10 protein-coding genes and 2 rRNA genes are annotated in these 18,404 nt (G+C 66.8%); 6 read left to right on the top strand and 6 right to left on the bottom strand.

Features of this window, described 5'->3' with window-relative positions:
• Window positions 1–66: 66 nt before the first annotated feature.
• Both OG588_RS08050 and OG588_RS08045 read right to left on the bottom strand, forming a co-directional pair.
• A complete protein-coding gene (locus OG588_RS08050) occupies window positions 67–1,257 on the bottom strand; it encodes a lipid-transfer protein (protein ID WP_405946690.1) in 1,191 nt (396 codons plus the stop codon).
• Entirely contained in the window at window positions 1,254–1,679 is a 426-nt protein-coding gene (locus OG588_RS08045; RefSeq protein ID WP_405946689.1) for a Zn-ribbon domain-containing OB-fold protein, read from the bottom strand. The genes OG588_RS08050 and OG588_RS08045 overlap by 4 nt, the downstream gene beginning before the upstream one ends.
• 235 nt (window positions 1,680–1,914) lie before the next feature.
• On the opposite strand from OG588_RS08045, the gene OG588_RS08040 reads away from it, so the two are divergent.
• A complete protein-coding gene (locus OG588_RS08040; RefSeq protein ID WP_366097343.1) occupies window positions 1,915–2,451 on the top strand; it encodes an NUDIX domain-containing protein in 537 nt (178 codons plus the stop codon).
• Window positions 2,452–2,453: 2 nt separating this feature from the next.
• Here OG588_RS08040 and OG588_RS08035 read toward each other — a convergent pair whose 3' ends face one another.
• Window positions 2,454–4,820, bottom strand: a complete 2,367-nt coding sequence (locus tag OG588_RS08035; RefSeq protein ID WP_405946688.1) for a TIM-barrel domain-containing protein — start codon at window positions 4,818–4,820, stop codon at window positions 2,454–2,456.
• A 213-nt stretch (window positions 4,821–5,033) separates the two neighbouring features.
• Between OG588_RS08035 and OG588_RS08030 the strand changes: the two genes are divergently transcribed.
• The gene (locus OG588_RS08030; RefSeq protein WP_405946687.1) at window positions 5,034–7,001 is read left to right on the top strand and encodes an acetoacetate--CoA ligase; all 1,968 of its coding nucleotides are present in this window, start codon (window positions 5,034–5,036) and stop codon (window positions 6,999–7,001) included.
• 21 nt (window positions 7,002–7,022) lie between these two features.
• Here OG588_RS08030 and OG588_RS08025 read toward each other — a convergent pair whose 3' ends face one another.
• The gene (locus OG588_RS08025) at window positions 7,023–8,348 is read right to left on the bottom strand and encodes an aminotransferase class I/II-fold pyridoxal phosphate-dependent enzyme (RefSeq protein ID WP_405946686.1); all 1,326 of its coding nucleotides are present in this window, start codon (window positions 8,346–8,348) and stop codon (window positions 7,023–7,025) included.
• Window positions 8,349–8,459: 111 nt separating this feature from the next.
• Here OG588_RS08025 and OG588_RS08020 point away from each other — a divergent pair, with 111 nt between their 5' ends.
• On the top strand, window positions 8,460–9,668 hold the full coding sequence (locus OG588_RS08020; RefSeq protein ID WP_405946685.1) for an MFS transporter: 1,209 nt from the start codon (window positions 8,460–8,462) through the stop codon (window positions 9,666–9,668).
• A gap of 22 nt (window positions 9,669–9,690) precedes the next feature.
• Window positions 9,691–10,587 (top strand): hypothetical protein, encoded by an 897-nt coding sequence (locus OG588_RS08015; protein ID WP_405946684.1) that lies wholly within the window; start codon window positions 9,691–9,693, stop codon window positions 10,585–10,587.
• A 71-nt stretch (window positions 10,588–10,658) separates the two neighbouring features.
• Here the strand turns inward: OG588_RS08015 and ptsP are convergent, their stop codons facing one another.
• The gene (gene ptsP / locus OG588_RS08010; protein ID WP_405946683.1) at window positions 10,659–12,329 is read right to left on the bottom strand and encodes a phosphoenolpyruvate--protein phosphotransferase; all 1,671 of its coding nucleotides are present in this window, start codon (window positions 12,327–12,329) and stop codon (window positions 10,659–10,661) included.
• Between the two features lie 79 nt (window positions 12,330–12,408).
• Window positions 12,409–12,858 carry a PTS glucose transporter subunit IIA gene (locus tag OG588_RS08005; RefSeq protein ID WP_405946682.1) on the bottom strand — a complete coding sequence of 150 codons (450 nt, stop codon included), beginning with the start codon at window positions 12,856–12,858 and terminating at the stop codon, window positions 12,409–12,411.
• A 567-nt stretch (window positions 12,859–13,425) separates the two neighbouring features.
• Between OG588_RS08005 and OG588_RS08000 the strand changes: the two genes are divergently transcribed.
• Together OG588_RS08000 and OG588_RS07995 are read left to right on the top strand one after the other, a co-directional pair.
• Window positions 13,426–14,953, top strand: a 16S ribosomal RNA gene (locus OG588_RS08000).
• A gap of 315 nt (window positions 14,954–15,268) precedes the next feature.
• A 23S ribosomal RNA gene (locus tag OG588_RS07995) occupies window positions 15,269–18,391 on the top strand.
• The 16S and 23S rRNA genes sit together here, the layout of an rRNA operon.
• Window positions 18,392–18,404 lie beyond the last annotated feature (13 nt).

Raw genomic sequence — 18,404 nt, 5'->3', positions numbered from 1 at the left:
CCCAGTTCATAAGACGTTCACGCAGCCTCGCGGGCCGATCACACCGCGTGCGTGGCCCGCCGCCGCTCACCGCACGGCGAGTACCGCCGACCCGTGTCCGAACAGCCCCTGGTTCGCGGTGAGTCCCACCCGCGCCCCCGCGACCTGCCGGTCACCCGCGTCGCCCCTCAACTGCCAGGTCAGCTCGCAGACCTGGGCGATCGCCTGCGCCGGAACCGCCTCCCCGAAGGAGGCCAGCCCACCGCTCGCGTTCACGGGTATGCGCCCGCCCAGGGCCGTCGCGCCCTCCCGCAGCAGCTTGGCGCCCTCGCCCTCGCCGCACAGCCCCAGGTCCTCGTACCACTGCAACTCCAGGGCGGTGGAAAGGTCGTACACCTCGGCCAGGGAGAGGTCCTCAGGGCCGACGCCCGCCTCCTCGTAGGCCGCGCGGGCGATCGACGCCCGGAAGGTCTCGTCCGGCGGTGGCACCGCCGCCGCGGAGTCCGTGGCGATGTCCGGGAGGTCAAGCACCGTGTTGGGATAGTGCGGCGTCACCGTGGACACCGCGCGGATTCGCACCGGGTCCGCCGCCCCGTGCCGGCGCGCGAACTCCATGCTGGACAGCACCAGGGCGGCCCCGCCGTCCGAGGTGGCGCAGATGTCCAGCAGCCGCAGCGGATCGGCGACCACCGCGGAGGCGGCGACCTCCTCGGCGGAGACCTGCTTGCGGTAGCGCGCGTACGGATTCAGCGCACCCAGGGCGGCGTTCTTCACCTTCACCTGGGCGAAGTCCTCCGGGGTGTCCCCGTAGAGGGCCATCCGCCTGCGCGCGTACAGCCCGAAGTACGTCGGATTCGTCGCCCCGAGGACCCGGAAGCGCAGCCAGTCCGGATCGTCGTGCCGCTCCCCGCCGGCCGGCCGGAAGAACCCCTTGGGCGCGGCGTCGGCGCCCACGACCAGCACCACGTCCGCGAGCCCCGAAAGGATCTGCGCCCGCGCGGCGTTGACGGCCTGCGCCCCGGACGCGCACGCCGCGTACACGCTCGCCACCCGGGCGCCCTGCCAGCCCAGCGCCTTCGCGAACGTCGCGCCCGCCACATACCCGGGATATCCGCCACGCACCGTGTCCGCGCCGACGATCGAGCCGACGTCCCGCCACTCCAGCCCGGCGTCGGCGAGCGCTGCCCGGGCTGCCGCCGTCCCGTACTCGACGAACCCGCGCCCCCACTTCCCCCAGGGGTGCATGCCCGCGCCGAGCACCGCCACGTCCGCCGTCATGCCGTCACCCCCGTAGGCCGCCAGTGCCAGGTCGTCCAGGTCGTCTCTGCGTCCTCGCTGAGCACACCGGGGACGACCTCCACCTCCATGCCCACCGTCAGATCGGCGACGGTGATCCCGGGAACCGCCTGCCCCAGCACCACGATCCGCTCGGACTCCAGCTCCACAGCGATCAACGCGTACGGTTCCCACGGAAGTTCCGGATCGGTCACATACGGTGACGGTGGCCGGTACCGGCTGTCCGTGTAGGACCAGACCCGGCCGCGCCGCGACAGTGGGACCTCGGCCAACTCGCCGCCCCCGCAGGCCGGATTGCGGCAGTGGCCGTCCTCACGCGGGAAGAAGACCGAGGCACACGCCGAGCAACGCGTGCCGAGCAGTCGGAAGTCGTCCCCGTCGCCGGTGAACCAATCGGTGACCACAGGTGTGCGTGTCCGTGACAACGTCCCTCCACAGCACTGGATCTGACGGAACGTCAGAAGTGTGCCACGGGCAACGGAAAATGAGCAGGGCGTTTCGGTGAACCATCGAGCCACTTACGGCGTCGTCGTATCGGGAGGGACGGCCGGGGCCCACGGGGGTGGTTCCGGCCGTTTCTCGTTTACGCACGCGGCCCCCGGAAAGACGCCCTCCGCTTGATCGGATACAGTCCGCCGGGTGTCCGAAACTCAAGCCTCCGTCCCCAACTCCGGGCCGAACAGCCACTGTTCGAGCTGCGGATCGCCCTACGGAGAGGGCGTCTCCGGCTGGCCACGCACCTGCCCGGCCTGCGGCACCGTCGCGTACCGCAACCCGCTGCCCGTAGCCGTCGCACTCCAGCCCGTGTATGACACGAAGGGCACCGCCCTGGTCGTCATCACCCGAACCGTGTCCCCCGCGCGCGGAGGCGTCGCCCTGCCGGGCGGTTACGTCGACGACCGCGAGGACTGGCGGCAGGCCCTCGTCCGCGAACTCAGGGAGGAGACGGGCATCGAGGCCGCGAGCCGCGACGTACGGCTCGTCGACGCCATCAGCTCGCCCGACGGGCATCTCCTGCTCTTCGGAGTCCTCCCCGAGCGCCCGGTCGAGGGACTGCCCAAGTCCGTCGCCACCGATGAGACGGAGGGCTGGCACCTCCTGCGCCGGCCGGAGGAACTCGCCTTCCCGCTGCACTCCGTCGCCGTCAGGGCCTGGTTCGAAGGCCGGTACATCTGAGCTCAGCCCGCACCGAGCCCGCGCACCCGCACCGGGTAGGACGGCGCGCTCACGCCGTCCTCCAACTCCCGCTCCACGACCACCCGCCGGCCCTCCCAGCGGGCGACGTACCGCTCGATCTCCGGCTCGTCCCACCCGTCGCCCGCATCCGGCACCACCAGCCCGCCCCCGGTCCGGCCACGGGCGGGCGCCCACACCTCCAGCTCCAACTCCCCGTCCGCGCCCCGCACCGGCAGCACGGCACCCGCGCGCGCGAGCACCGGAATCCGCGACAACGGGGCGTCGACCAGAATCTGGGCCGGCCCCTCGTAGGCCCGCTCCGTCTCCGTGTCGTACCAGCGCCCTCTGGGCAACTGCACGGCACGCCGGTCCGACCCCGGAACGAGCACCGGCGCCACCAGGAGACAGTCGCCCAGCAGGAAGGCGTCCTCGCAGTCCCGTAGCGCGCGATCCTCCGGCACGCCCCACCACAGGGGCCGCACGTAGGGTGCTCCGGTCCGCCGGGCCAGATGCGCCAGCGTCATGAAGTACGGCAGCAGCCGTCGCCGTTCGACGAGCGCCACGCGCGCGTGCTCCAGGACGTCGGCACCGAACTCCCAGGGCTCCCGACGCCCCGCACGCAGACTCGCATGGGTGCGGAACAGCGGCAGATACGCGCCGAGTTGGAACCAGCGCAGATACAGCTCGGGCGAGGGACTCCCGTCGAAGCCGCCCACGTCCGGACCCGAGTACGGCACCCCGCACAGCCCGAGCCCCATGACCAGCGACAACGAGGCCCGCAACCCCGGCCAGCCGGTGGCCACATCGCCGGACCAGGTGCCCCCGTAGGCCTGCATCCCGGCCCACCCGGAGCGCGAGAAGAGGAACGGCCGCTCCTGGGGGGCCAGTTCGCGCAGCGCCTCGTAGGCCGCGCTGGCCATGCACAGCGCGTACACGTTGTGCGCCTCACGATGGTCACCGCCCCGCCCGTCCAGGTCGTGCCGGGCCGAACGCGGCAGCGTCGACTCCCCGAAGGCGGCGAAGGACGTCGGCTCGTTCATGTCGTGCCAGAAACCCGCGAACCCCTGAGCGAGCCGCTCCTGGTAGAGCCCGCCCCACCACTGCCGCACACGCGCGTGGGTGAAGTCCGGGAAAACGGCCTCCCCGGGCCATACGACTCCCCGCACCAGCCGCCCCGACGCGTCCCGTACGAAGGCGTCCTCGGCCATCCCGCTGTCGTAGACGGCGTTTCCCGGCTCGGCCTTCACCGCGGGGTCGACGATCGACACCAGCCGGATGCCGTCCCGGCGCAACTCCTCGGCGAGCACCGGCAGCTTCGGGAAGTGCCCCTGGTCGACGGTGAACACCTGGTGCTCGTCGTAGTGGTCGATGTCCAAATGGACGGCGTCCAGCGGCAGATCGCGCTCCTGGTAGCCGGCGACGATCCGCCGCACCTCCTGCTCACTGCCGAAGCCCCACCGCGCGTGATGGTGACCCAGCGCCCAGGCCGGCGGCAGCGCGGGAGCGCCGGTGAGCGAGACCCAGGCGTGCAGCACGCGCGCGGGAGTGCCCACCACCACCCAGCACCGCAGCGGCCCCCCGTCCATCCGCAGCTCGGACGCCCCGGCCCGGTCGTGCCCGGAACCGGCACCCTCCTCGCCCTCCCGCAGCGTCACCGTGCCGTCCCAGGAGGTGTCGTGGAACACCAGATGTGTGGCGGCGTCGGCGACCACCAACTGCATGGGCATGGTGATGTACAGCGGATCGTCACCCGGCGCGAAAGCGTGCCCCGGGTCGGTGTTCCACAGCCGGTACGTCCCGTCGCGCAGCCGGGGCCCCGACGCGCGCCCGCCGAGCCCGAAGAACCGGGCGTCCGCCGCCACCTCCGACCGCTGCATCCAGCGAGCCGTGCCGCCACCCACCGGCTCCCACCAGCGTGGCGGCAGATCCCGGCGCAGCGTCACACCACCGGGCGTACGCACCTCGACCGCGCCGTGCCGCGACACGGCGACCGTCACGCGCTCCGCCACGACTCGCCAGCCGCCGTCCTTGTCCGGCTCCAGGAGCGCCCGGGGATCCGGCTCGGGACACCGCCCGCCGAGCGCGTACGACGGCTCGGGACCGGCCCCGTCCCAGCCCCAGAAGACGGCCCCGTTCACGGCGACGGTGATGCGCAGCTCGGAGCGGCTGAACCGGATGACCCCGCCACCGGGCCCCGGCTCCGCCTCCCGCACCGGCCCGGGCACCCGCGCCCGCTCGGCACCCCGCGTGGGCAGCCCGGTGGCGTCGGCACGCCTCCTGCGCCATGCGGCCCGTACGGTACGCAACCCCTGCGCCGCCCCCGTCGAACCGACCACCTTCACCGAACGCACCAGGTCACGACCGTCCATGCTGCTCACCCTGCCATTACAGGCCCCGGATATCCGTGTCGTTCAACTGCCGTTCACCCGTGGTGGGACCACATCTTCACGACACGGACTATGTGGGGCGTGCCCTGGTGCAGAAGTCGATCACATGGCATCGTCCGTGTCAGCCGCGTCACGCGCACACCCCCGCCCGTGCGCGCCGACGCACACGACGCGCACAGTCCCGGGAGCCGCCCCATGTCGACCGCGAACCCCCTGCCGCTTTGGCAGCCAGATCCGGAACGCATCGCCCAGGCACAGGTCACCGGGTTCCAGTCCTGGGCGGCCGAACACCACGGAGCCCCCTCCGACGGCGGCTACACGGCACTGCACCGCTGGTCCGTCGACGAACTGGACACGTTCTGGCAGGCCGTCACCGAGTGGTTCGGCGTCCGCTTCTCGACCCCCTACGCGCGCGTGCTCGGCGACCGCTCGATGCCCGGCGCGCACTGGTTCCCCGGAGCGACCCTCAACTACGCCGAGCACGCCCTGCGCGCGGCGGCGACCCGCGCCGACGAACCGGCCCTCCTGTACGTCGACGAGACCCACGAGCCGAGCCCCGTCACCTGGGCCGAGCTGCGCCGCCAGGTCGGCTCCCTGGCCGCCGAACTCCGCACCCTCGGCGTGCGCCCCGGAGACCGCGTCAGCGGCTACCTGCCGAACATCCCGCAGGCCGTCGTCGCCCTGCTCGCCACAGCCGCCGTGGGCGCCGTCTGGACGTCCTGCGCCCCCGACTTCGGCGCCCGCAGCGTCCTCGACCGCTTCCAACAGGTCGAACCCGTCGTCCTGTTCACCGTCGACGGCTACCGCTACGGCGGCAAGGAGCACGACCGCCGCGACACGGTCGCCGAACTCCGCCGCGAACTGCCCACCCTGCGCGCGGTGGTCCACATCCCCCTCCTGGGAACCGACGCCCCTGAAGGCGCCCTGGAGTGGTCGTCCCTGACCTCGGCGGACGTGGAGCCAGTCTTCGAAGAGGTCCCCTTCGAGCACCCCCTGTGGGTGCTCTACTCCTCCGGCACGACCGGCCTCCCCAAGGCCATCGTCCAGTCCCAGGGCGGCATCCTCGTAGAGCACCTCAAACAACTCGGCCTGCACTGCGACCTGGGCCCCGAGGACCGCTTCTTCTGGTACACGTCCACCGGCTGGATGATGTGGAACTTCCTCGTCTCCGGCCTCCTGACGGGCACGACGATCGTCCTCTACGACGGCAGCCCCGGGTACCCCGATACGGCCGCCCAGTGGCGCATCGCGGAACGCACCGGGGCGACCCTCTACGGCACCTCGGCCGCGTACGTCATGGCCTGCCGCAAGGCCGGCGTGCACCCGGCCCGGGACTTCGACCTCTCCAAGGTGAAGTGCGTCGCCACCACCGGATCACCCCTGCCCCCGGACGGGTTCCGCTGGCTGCACGACGAGGTCCGCGATGACTTGTGGATCGCCTCGGTCAGCGGCGGCACGGACGTCTGCTCCTGCTTCGCAGGAGCCGTACCGACCCTCCCGGTGTACATCGGCGAACTCCAGGCCCCCGGTCTCGGCACCGATCTCCAGTCCTGGAACCCGAACGGCGAACCCCTGGTCGACGAGGTCGGCGAGCTCGTGGTCACCAACCCCATGCCGTCCATGCCGATCTACTTCTGGAACGACCCCGAAGGAACCCGCTACCACGACAGCTACTTCGACACCTACCCCGGAGTGTGGCGGCACGGCGACTGGATCACCGTCACCTCCCGAGGCTCCGTCGTCATCCACGGCCGCTCCGACTCCACGCTCAACCGGCAAGGCGTGCGCATGGGTTCGGCCGACATCTACGAAGCGGTCGAACGGCTCCCGGAGATCAAGGAATCCCTCGTCATCGGCATCGAACAGCCCGACGGCGGCTACTGGATGCCCCTCTTCGTGCACCTCGCCCCCGGAGCCGTCCTCGACGACGCCCTCCTGGGCCGCATCAAGCAGACGATCCGCGAACAGCTCTCCCCACGCCACGTACCCGACGAGGTCATCGAGGTGCCCGGCGTCCCGCACACCCTCACCGGGAAACGCATCGAGGTACCGGTCAAGCGCCTCCTCCAGGGCACCCCGTTGGAAAAGGCGGTCAACCCGGGCTCCATCGACAACCTCGGACTGCTGAGCTTCTACGAGGAGCTGGCCCGCAAACGCGCCTGATCGGCCTCCCATAGAGGTCGATCACCCTCCATAGGTGGCCTCGGACTCGCCCTCGCCGAGCACAGCGGCGAAGTCCGAGGCCAGCCGCACCGCGTCCGCCGGCTCAAGTTCGGCGACGGAAATCCGTACGCCAGGTTCGGACGACAACCGAAACCGCGCCCCCGCCGCGACCCACCAACCGTACGACCGCAACCCGTTGACCACAGCGGACTCGTCCCGCACAGGCACCCAGAGATTCATCCCGCTTGCCCCGTGCGCCGCGATGCCCCGCCCGCCCAACTCCTCGCGCAGGGCTTCCCGGCGCGACGCGTAAGCCTCCTGGGCGTTCATCACCAACGCGCGCGTGCCGTCGTCCGTCATCAGCCCGTGGACGGTCTCCTGGAGGAGATGACTGACCCAGCCGGACGTCAGCAGAAACCGCCCGTCGTGCCGCGCCAACGTGACCGGATCACAGGTCGCCGCGGCCCACCGCAGGTCGGTCCCGAGGAACTTGCTGACGGTCCGCACATGCACCCAACGCGACAGCCCACCCGAGGCCAGCGACCACAGGGGAGCAGCCGCTACGGCGGACGCGTGATCGTTCTCCACGACCAGGACCTCCGGCTCATCCCGGAGTACCTCGACGAGCGCGTCCCGGCGCGCGGCCGAGAAGCAACCCCCGTACGGATTCTGCGCCCGGGGACTGCACACCACAGCGCGTACACCCGCCCGCAGTGCCGCACGCAAGGCATCGGGACGCATCCCCTCGTCGTCCACGGCGACAGGCACCATGCGCAGCCCCAACGTCGTGACCAGATCCAGCAGATGGTGATACCCGGGATCCTCCATGGCCACGGCGTCCCCAGGCCGCAACTCCACGGACAGCAGCCGCGCGATCAGATCCAGCGCACCGTGCGCGAAGGTCACGTGCTCCACGGGCACACCGTCGGGCCGAAGCCAGTTCCGTACGGCCTCCTCCAAGCGCGCCAGCCGAGGCATCGACCGGTGGGACCGCGCACCGGGGGAGAGCCGCGAGGGCGGCACCAGGGCCGGCAGGAACGCCGGATCGGGGTGCCCACCGGCCAAGTCCCACAAGCCGTCCGGGACTCGGGGCGGACGCCGGGACGCCACCGCCGGAGCCTGTGCGACCACGGTCCCGCCCCGCCCGCGCGTGACCACGATGCCCCGCTGCCGCAGCTCCTTGTACGCCGTGGCGACGGTTCCCGGACTCACCCCGAGCTCATTCGCGAGCCGCCGCACCGGAGGCAGCGCGGCACCGGGCCCCAACGCGCCCTCGGCCACGCGCCGTTCGACGGACGAGGCAATCCCCTTGGCCGTCGTACCACTGATCCCATATTGTATTGCCACGTCGATCACTATGTATCAATACATAATTCAACGCAAGGGGGAGCAGTGGTTACGACGCGGGGTGCAGCCGTACGGGCAAAACGCATACCTGGAGGGCGCGACGGCCGCAGAATGCTCGCGATCGCCCTCGTGGACCGCACCGGCAGCGGCCTGTGGGCCTCCGTGTCCGTCCTGTACTTCACCTACGTCTCGCATCTCTCCATCGCCCAGGTCGGCACCCTCGCCGCGATCGCCGGAGCCATCGGCATCGCCGGCGCACCCCTGGGCGGCCGCCTCGCCGACCGGTTTCCGCTCACCCGCGTCCTCGTCGCCCTCCAACTCCTGCGCGCCCTGGCCTCGTTCGCCCTGCTCACCACGGACAACTACGTCCTGCTGATCACCGTCTCGGCCGTCGGCGGCTTCGGGGACCGCGCCGCCAACGTGCTCACCAAGCTCTACGCCACCCGCGTCGCGGGCCCGGACCGCATCCGCTACCAGGCCATCAGCCGAACCGCCGCCAACGCGGGCTGGGCCCTGGGCGGTCTCACCGCCGCGGCCGCACTCGCCCTCGGCACAACCGCCGCCTACCACTGGCTCCTTCTCGGCGACGCCCTCTCCTTCGTCGCGGTCGCGACCCTCACCATGCGCTGCGGCGAACCCCCGTCGCCGCAGCGCACCGTAAAGACGTCAAAGGACGCGCCCTCCGCGAGCAAGCCACCGAACCCCTGGCGCGACCGCACCTACCTCGCGTACGTCGCGACCGAAACCGTCCTCTTCCTCGACGACGCCGTCTTCAAAGTCGGCCTGCCGCTGTGGATCGCCCACGCCAGCGACGCACCGCACGGCCTCGCACCCCTGCTGATGGTCCTCAACAACGTGATGGTGGTGGCGCTCATCGTCCCCTTGGCACGCTTCGCCACCACGACGGCCGCCACCCGCAACCTGCTCATACCGCTCTCCGCCGCCTTCGCCCTGGGCGGCGCCACCATGGCCCTCTCGGCGACCGGCGGAGCCGCCACCGCCACGGTGCTCCTCACCGCGTCGGCAGCCGCCTTCACCATGGCGGAAATGCTGCACGCCACCATCTCGTGGGAACTCTCCGTCGCCCTCGCACCCGACACCGCGCAGGGCACCTACCTCGGCGTGCACGGACTCGCCCAGTCCACCCAGCGCAGCATCGGCCCACTCGCGGTCACCGCAGCCATCGCCACCGGACCCCTCGGCTGGACCGTCTTCGGTACGGTCATCGCTCTGACCTGCATGATTCAGCACCGCCTGGTCCGCGAACCGCTCGCTCGGACGCCGTTGTCAGTGCCGCCAGTTACTGTGAGTGAGCATTGATCGACCGTGCACAGGGGGAAACATGGCACACACCGACCACCAGACCATGCGACGCGTTCTGCGCCGCGAAATCGCAGGCACCATCGGCCTGTTGACCGACGAGCAGGACTTCCGCGCCATGAGGCGCTATCGCAGCTTCACCTTCGACGACCACACCGCCTACCTCCAGCAGGTGGAGGCCCTCCTCAAGATCCGCGCCTCCCAGGGCAGCCACACCAGCGTGGCCCTCTTCGACCCGCAGGAATACGCCGAGTTCTGCGCCGACAGCGGCCTCGATCCCGACACCCCGTCGAGCCGCACCCGCTTCACGGCCGAACTCGCCGCCACCGGCCCCGCCATGCTCTACGAGGGCCAGCCCCTGGCCGACCTCCTACCGGCCCTGGTCGACGAGGCCGTCCGCCAGGCGACCTGGGAGTACGCGACCACACTCCTGGCCCGCCTCGGCACCTGCGCCTCCTGCGGCGAGGACATCGGCCGCGCGGCCTTCACCCGAGCCTCCGGCCTCCTCGTCCGCATCCTCGACACCGCCCGACCCGGCAACCGACACCTCGTCTGCAGCGTCTCAGGACCACCGGAAACCCTCGTCTCCGTCCTCCACGCCGACCAGGACGAGGACGGAACAACTCACCTGGACGACGCCGAGGCCCTCGAATTCACCACGATCCTCGCCCTCGGCCTCGCCACCCGAAGCCCCGGCGGCCTCGTCATGCGCACCACCAGCCCCGACACCACCGACTGCATCTACGGCTGGCGCCTGCGCGGCGACGGCCTGGAAGCCCTGACCGCCGGCGAGGTCTTCGACGCCTACTGCACCGACGTCGAATCCGGCGACCTGATCTCCCCGGAATCAGGTGTCGACTACTGCGTACCGCCCGACCTCGGAGACCTGGAGCAGCCCCCGGGAGGACACCACCACTGAACAGGCCAGGGGCGCCCCACCACTGGTGAGGCGCCCCTGAACCACAGCCGACGGACGGCTTCCCGCCCGAACTACTCGCCGGACAGCACCGCCTGAGCCGCCGCGCGCGCCTCCTCGGCACTGTCGGCGGCCCGCGCTGCCAGCGCGGCCCGCTCGCATTGCGCCAACGTGTACTTCGCCAACGTCGTCCGCACATAGGGAATCGAAGCCGCACCCATGGAAAGGGAGGTGACCCCCAGACCGGTCAGCACACATGCCAGCAGCGGGTCGGACGCGGCCTCACCGCAGACACCACAGCTCTTGCCCTCGGCCTTCGCCCCCTCGGCGGACATCGCCACCAGGTCGAGCAGCGCGGGCTGCCACGGATCCTGCAGCCGGGACACCGCACCCACCTGACGGTCCGCGGCGAAGGTGTACTGCGCGAGGTCGTTTGTCCCCAGCGACAGGAACTCGACCTCCTGCAGAATCGAGCGCGCCCGCAGCGCGGCCGACGGAATCTCCACCATCGCACCGAACTTGGCCCGCAGCCCGGCCTCCTGGCACGCGTCCGCGAACGCCTTCGCGTCCGCACGGTCCGCGACCATCGGAGCCATGACTTCCAGATAGACGGGCAAGCCCTCGGAGGCCTTCGCGAGCGCCGTCAGCTGGGTACGCAGTACGTCCGGGTGGTCGAGCAGAGACCGCAGACCGCGCACACCCAGGGCAGGGTTCGGCTCGTCGGCCGGCGTCAGGAAGTCCAGCGGCTTGTCCGCGCCCGCGTCCAGCACACGTACGACGACACGTCCCTCGGGGAACGCCTCGAGCACCTGCCGGTAGGCCTCGACCTGCTTCTCCTCGGACGGCGCGTTCTTGCTGTCGTCCAGAAAAAGGAACTCGGTACGGAAGAGCCCCACACCCTCGGCGCCCGCCTCCAAGGCGGCCGGCAGGTCGGCAGGACCGCCGATATTGGCCAGCAACGGCACCTTGTGCCCATCGGAGGTGGCACCCGGACCAGTAGAGGTGGAGAGAGCGGCCTTGCGCGCAGCGGCCGCAGCCTCCAGCTGCGCCTTCTTCTCGGCACTCGGGTTCACGAAGATCTCGCCGGTGCTGCCGTCAACGGCGACCACCGTGCCCTCGGCCAACTCCCCGGCCCCCGGCAGCGCCACCACGGCCGGCACACCGAGCGCCCGCGCCAGGATCGCGCTGTGACTGGTCGGCCCGCCCTCCTCGGTGACAAAACCGAGCACCAGCGTCGGGTCCAACAGTGCGGTATCGGCCGGCGCAAGGTCACGAGCAATAAGAACGTACGGCTCGTCGCTGTCCGGAACACCCGGCATCGGCACCCCGAGCAAGCGGGCGACGATACGGTTCCGCACGTCATCGAGATCGGCCACCCGACCGGCGAGATACTCACCGGCACCGGCCAGCAGAGCACGGTAGGCGGCGAAGGCGTCGTACACGGCCCGCTCTGCGGTACTGCCGACCGCGATACGCCGTTCCACGTCCGCCATCAGCTCGGGGTCCTGGGCCATCATGGCCTGCGCTTCGAGCACCGCCTGGGCTTCGCCCCCCGCCAGATTGCCGCGCGCCATCAGGTCGGCCGCCACGGCGTCCACGGCTTGGCGGGCGCGCCCCTGTTCACGCTCCGCGTCCTCCACCGGAATCTGCTTGGCCGGCGGTTCCAGAACCGCCGTCCCCATGTGCCGAACCTCGCCGATCGCCACACCGTGGCTCACACCGACGCCTCGCAGCGTTGTCTCCATCTCACCCGTCTCCGATAGTGCGGCGGGTCCCGCCGCCGCGGTGGTTGTCCTGCTCACCGTCATGACGACGGCATTGACGTCACTCCCAGGAGAAGAGACTGTCCCCGGCCTTCACATCGCCGTCCTCGCGGAGACCGGACAGAGCCTCGGCCGTGGCTTCGAGAGCCACGATCGGGCACACCGGGGACTTGCCGGCGGCCTCCACGGCGGCCGGGTTCCAGCGCACGACGCCCTGGCCGCGGGTCACGTTGTCGCCCTTGTTGACGAGCAGCTCGAAGCCCTCGCCATTGAGCTGCACGGTGTCGATTCCGAGGTGCGTCAGCACGCCGTGTCCCTCACCGTCCACGACGACGAAGGCGTGCGGGTGGAGGGAGACGATGACTCCGTCCACGGGGGAGACGGCCTCGGAAGGCTCACGTACGGGGTCGATAGCCATGCCGGGGCCGACCATGGCTCCGGCGAAGACCGGATCCGGCACCTCCGTCAGTCCGATGGCACGTCCTGCGAGAGGGGACGTCACGCTGGTCATGGGAAGCCTCCCAGGGGTGGAAATGTGATGGGGCCGTCACTGTCTGTCCCGGACGGCACACTGAGTAGCAGGGTATGTCATATGTAGTACAGGTTCCGCCCGAGAGGTCCGGATTAGTGGTCTAGACCACACCTCTAATCGATTTGCACCTGCTCTACGGCCGCATGTACAGTCGTACTCCTGCTTGAGGCCGAGCGACGCGACCAAGCGTCTTTGCTTGGCCTGGCAGCACCCAACTTGTCAGATCCTATCCCGGGGTCATCTTCTGCATGCCTGCAGGACGGTGGTCAGGGGGCCGGAAAAACACTGATAGAGTTTGGAACACCGAAGGGAAGCCCGGAGGAAAGCCCGAGAGGGTGAGTACAAAGGAAGCGTCCGTTCCTTGAGAACTCAACAGCGTGCCAAAAATCAACGCCAGATATGTTGATACCCCGTCTCCAGTCATCATCTGATGGTTGGGACGAGGTTCCTTTGAAGAAAACATACAGCGAGGACGCTGTGAACGGTCGGGCTTATTCCGCCTGACTGTTCCGCTCTCGTGTATGCGATCCCGATTACGGGAAAACATTCACGGAGAGTTTGATCCTGGCTCAGGACGAACGCTGGCGGCGTGCTTAACACATGCAAGTCGAACGATGAACCACTTCGGTGGGGATTAGTGGCGAACGGGTGAGTAACACGTGGGCAATCTGCCCTGCACTCTGGGACAAGCCCTGGAAACGGGGTCTAATACCGGATAATACTCCTGCACTCATGTGTGGGGGTTAAAAGCTCCGGCGGTGCAGGATGAGCCCGCGGCCTATCAGCTTGTTGGTGAGGTAATGGCTCACCAAGGCGACGACGGGTAGCCGGCCTGAGAGGGCGACCGGCCACACTGGGACTGAGACACGGCCCAGACTCCTACGGGAGGCAGCAGTGGGGAATATTGCACAATGGGCGAAAGCCTGATGCAGCGACGCCGCGTGAGGGATGACGGCCTTCGGGTTGTAAACCTCTTTCAGCAGGGAAGAAGCGCAAGTGACGGTACCTGCAGAAGAAGCGCCGGCTAACTACGTGCCAGCAGCCGCGGTAATACGTAGGGCGCAAGCGTTGTCCGGAATTATTGGGCGTAAAGAGCTCGTAGGCGGCTTGTCACGTCGGGTGTGAAAGCCCGGGGCTTAACCCCGGGTCTGCATTCGATACGGGCTAGCTAGAGTGTGGTAGGGGAGATCGGAATTCCTGGTGTAGCGGTGAAATGCGCAGATATCAGGAGGAACACCGGTGGCGAAGGCGGATCTCTGGGCCATTACTGACGCTGAGGAGCGAAAGCGTGGGGAGCGAACAGGATTAGATACCCTGGTAGTCCACGCCGTAAACGGTGGGAACTAGGTGTTGGCGACATTCCACGTCGTCGGTGCCGCAGCTAACGCATTAAGTTCCCCGCCTGGGGAGTACGGCCGCAAGGCTAAAACTCAAAGGAATTGACGGGGGCCCGCACAAGCAGCGGAGCATGTGGCTTAATTCGACGCAACGCGAAGAACCTTACCAAGGCTTGACATACACCGGAAAGCATTAGAGATAGTGCCCCCCTTGTGGTCGGTGTACAGGTGGTGCATGGCTGTCGTCAGCTCGTGTCGTGAGATGTTGGGTTAAGTCCCGCAACGAGCGCAACCCTTGTCCTGTGTTGCCAGCGTGCCCTTCGGGGTGACGGGGACTCACAGGAGACCGCCGGGGTCAACTCGGAGGAAGGTGGGGACGACGTCAAGTCATCATGCCCCTTATGTCTTGGGCTGCACACGTGCTACAATGGCCGGTACAATGAGCTGCGATACCGTGAGGTGGAGCGAATCTCAAAAAGCCGGTCTCAGTTCGGATTGGGGTCTGCAACTCGACCCCATGAAGTCGGAGTTGCTAGTAATCGCAGATCAGCATTGCTGCGGTGAATACGTTCCCGGGCCTTGTACACACCGCCCGTCACGTCACGAAAGTCGGTAACACCCGAAGCCGGTGGCCCAACCCCCTTGTGGGGAGGGAGCTGTCGAAGGTGGGACTGGCGATTGGGACGAAGTCGTAACAAGGTAGCCGTACCGGAAGGTGCGGCTGGATCACCTCCTTTCTAAGGAGCATCTAGGCTGCTGAGCTTGCTCAGTGGTCCAGGGCCATTACGTCGGCACACGTTCGACGGTGGTTGCTCAAGGGTGGAACGTTGATTATTCGGCACTGTCCGTCATCTCGGGCTGCAAGTACTGCTCCTTTGGAGCGTGGAAAGCTGACCTCGAGTGGCGGCAGGGCCGGGCACGCTGTTGGGTGTCTGAGGGCACGGCTGTAACAAGCTGCCTTCAGTGCCGACCCCAGTGAACTCCGGTACAGACCGGGGGTGATGGGTGGTTGGTCGTTGTTTGAGAACTGCACAGTGGACGCGAGCATCTGTGGCCAAGTTTTTAAGGGCGCACGGTGGATGCCTTGGCACCAGGAACCGATGAAGGACGTGGGAGGCCACGATAGTCCCCGGGGAGTCGTCAACCAGGCTTTGATCCGGGGGTTTCCGAATGGGGAAACCCGGCAGTCGTCATGGGCTGTCACCCATACCTGAACACATAGGGTATGTGGAGGGAACGCGGGGAAGTGAAACATCTCAGTACCCGCAGGAAGAGAAAACAACCGTGATTCCGGGAGTAGTGGCGAGCGAAACCGGATGAGGCCAAACCGTATGCGTGTGAGACCCGGCAGGGGTTGCGTATACGGGGTTGTGGGATCTCTCTTTCACAGTCTGCCGGCTGTGAGACGAGTCAGAAACCGTTGATGTAGGCGAAGGACATGCGAAAGGTCCGGCGTAGAGGGTAAGACCCCCGTAGTCGAAACATCAACGGCTCGTTTGAGAGACACCCAAGTAGCACGGGGCCCGAGAAATCCCGTGTGAATCTGGCGGGACCACCCGCTAAGCCTAAATATTCCCTGGTGACCGATAGCGGATAGTACCGTGAGGGAATGGTGAAAAGTACCGCGGGAGCGGAGTGAAATAGTACCTGAAACCGTGTGCCTACAAGCCGTGGGAGCGTCGCGCATTGAGTTTACTCAATGCGTCGTGACTGCGTGCCTTTTGAAGAATGAGCCTGCGAGTTTGCGGTGTGTTGCGAGGTTAACCCGTGTGGGGAAGCCGTAGCGAAAGCGAGTCCGAATAGGGCGATTCAGTAGCACGCTCAAGACCCGAAGCGGAGTGATCTAGCCATGGGCAGGTTGAAGCGGAGGTAAGACTTCGTGGAGGACCGAACCCACCAGGGTTGAAAACCTGGGGGATGACCTGTGGTTAGGGGTGAAAGGCCAATCAAACTCCGTGATAGCTGGTTCTCCCCGAAATGCATTTAGGTGCAGCGTCGTGTGTTTCTTGCCGGAGGTAGAGCACTGGATAGGCGATGGGCCCTACCGGGTTACTGACCTTAGCCAAACTCCGAATGCCGGTAAGTGAGAGCACGGCAGTGAGACTGTGGGGGATAAGCTCCATGGTCGAGAGGGAAACAGCCCAGAGCATCGACTAAGGCCCCTAAGCGTACGCTAAGTGGGAAAGGATGTGGAGTCGCAGAGACAACCAGGAGGTTGGCTTAGAAGCAGCCACCCTTGAAAGAGTGCGTAATAGCTCACTGGTCTAGTGATTCCGCGCCGACAATGTAGCGGGGCTCAAGCGTACCGCCGAAGTCGTGTCATTTCAGCAATAGGGCCAACGCCTGCTGGGATGGGTAGGGGAGCGTCGTGTGCCGGGTGAAGCCGCAGCGGAAGCTAGTGGTGGACGGTTCACGAGTGAGAATGCAGGCATGAGTAGCGATACACACGTGAGAAACGTGTGCGCCGATTGACTAAGGGTTCCTGGGTCAAGCTGATCTGCCCAGGGTAAGTCGGGACCTAAGGCGAGGCCGACAGGCGTAGTCGATGGATAACCGGTTGATATTCCGGTACCCGCTGTGAAGCGTCAAACATTGAACCAGGCGATGCTAAGTCCGTGAAGCCGTTCCGGACCCTTCGGGGAATGGAAAGTGGTGGAGCCGACGGACCAGACCTGCAGTAGGTGAGTGATGGGGTGACGCAGGAAGGTAGTCCATCCCGGGCGGTGGTTGTCCCGGGGTAAGGGTGTAGGACGAGTGGTAGGCAAATCCGCCACTCACATAGTCTGAGACCTGATGCCGAGCCGATTGTGGTGAAGTGGATGATCCTATGCTGTCGAGAAAAGCCTCTAGCGAGTTTCATGGCGGCCCGTACCCTAAACCGACTCAGGTGGTCAGGTAGAGAATACCGAGGCGTTCGGGTGAACTATGGTTAAGGAACTCGGCAAAATGCCCCCGTAACTTCGGGAGAAGGGGGGCCATCACCGGTGATCGGATTTACTCCGTGAGCTGGGGGTGGCCGCAGAGACCAGCGAGAAGCGACTGTTTACTAAAAACACAGGTCCGTGCGAAGCCGTAAGGCGATGTATACGGACTGACGCCTGCCCGGTGCTGGAACGTTAAGGGGACCGGTTAGTGCACTTTCGGGTGTGCGAAGCTGAGAACTTAAGCGCCAGTAAACGGCGGTGGTAACTATAACCATCCTAAGGTAGCGAAATTCCTTGTCGGGTAAGTTCCGACCTGCACGAATGGCGTAACGACTTCTCGACTGTCTCAACCATAGGCCCGGTGAAATTGCACTACGAGTAAAGATGCTCGTTTCGCGCAGCAGGACGGAAAGACCCCGGGACCTTTACTACAGTTTGATATTGGTGTTCGGTTCGGCTTGTGTAGGATAGCTGGGAGACTGTGAAGCTTGGACGCCAGTTCAGGTGGAGTCGTCGTTGAAATACCAGTCTGGTCGTGCTGGATGTCTAACCTGGGTCCGTGATCCGGATCAGGGACAGTGTCTGATGGGTAGTTTAACTGGGGCGGTTGCCTCCTAAAGAGTAACGGAGGCGCCCAAAGGTTCCCTCAGCCTGGTTGGCAATCAGGTGTTGAGTGTAAGTGCACAAGGGAGCTTGACTGTGAGACCGACGGGTCGAGCAGGGACGAAAGTCGGGACTAGTGATCCGGCGGTGGCTTGTGGAAGCGCCGTCGCTCAACGGATAAAAGGTACCCCGGGGATAACAGGCTGATCTTCCCCAAGAGTCCATATCGACGGGATGGTTTGGCACCTCGATGTCGGCTCGTCGCATCCTGGGGCTGGAGTCGGTCCCAAGGGTTGGGCTGTTCGCCCATTAAAGCGGTACGCGAGCTGGGTTTAGAACGTCGTGAGACAGTTCGGTCCCTATCCGCTGCGCGCGCAGGAACATTGAGAAGGGCTGTCCCTAGTACGAGAGGACCGGGACGGACGAACCTCTGGTGTGCCAGTTGTTCTGCCAAGGGCATGGCTGGTTGGCTACGTTCGGGAGGGATAACCGCTGAAAGCATCTAAGCGGGAAGCCTGCTTCGAGATGAGTGTTCCCACCCACTAGATGGGTTAAGGCTCCCAGTAGACGACTGGGTTGATAGGCCGGATCTGGAAGGCGGGTAACCGCTGGAGGTGACCGGTACTAATAGGCCGAGGGCTTGTCCTCAGTTGCTCGCGTC

Source organism: Streptomyces prunicolor, from assembly GCF_045162825.1.
GTDB lineage: Bacteria > Actinomycetota > Actinomycetes > Streptomycetales > Streptomycetaceae > Streptomyces > Streptomyces prunicolor.
The sequence above is the reverse complement of the archived record's forward strand: the minus strand, read 5'-3'. Positions and strand labels throughout refer to the sequence as shown.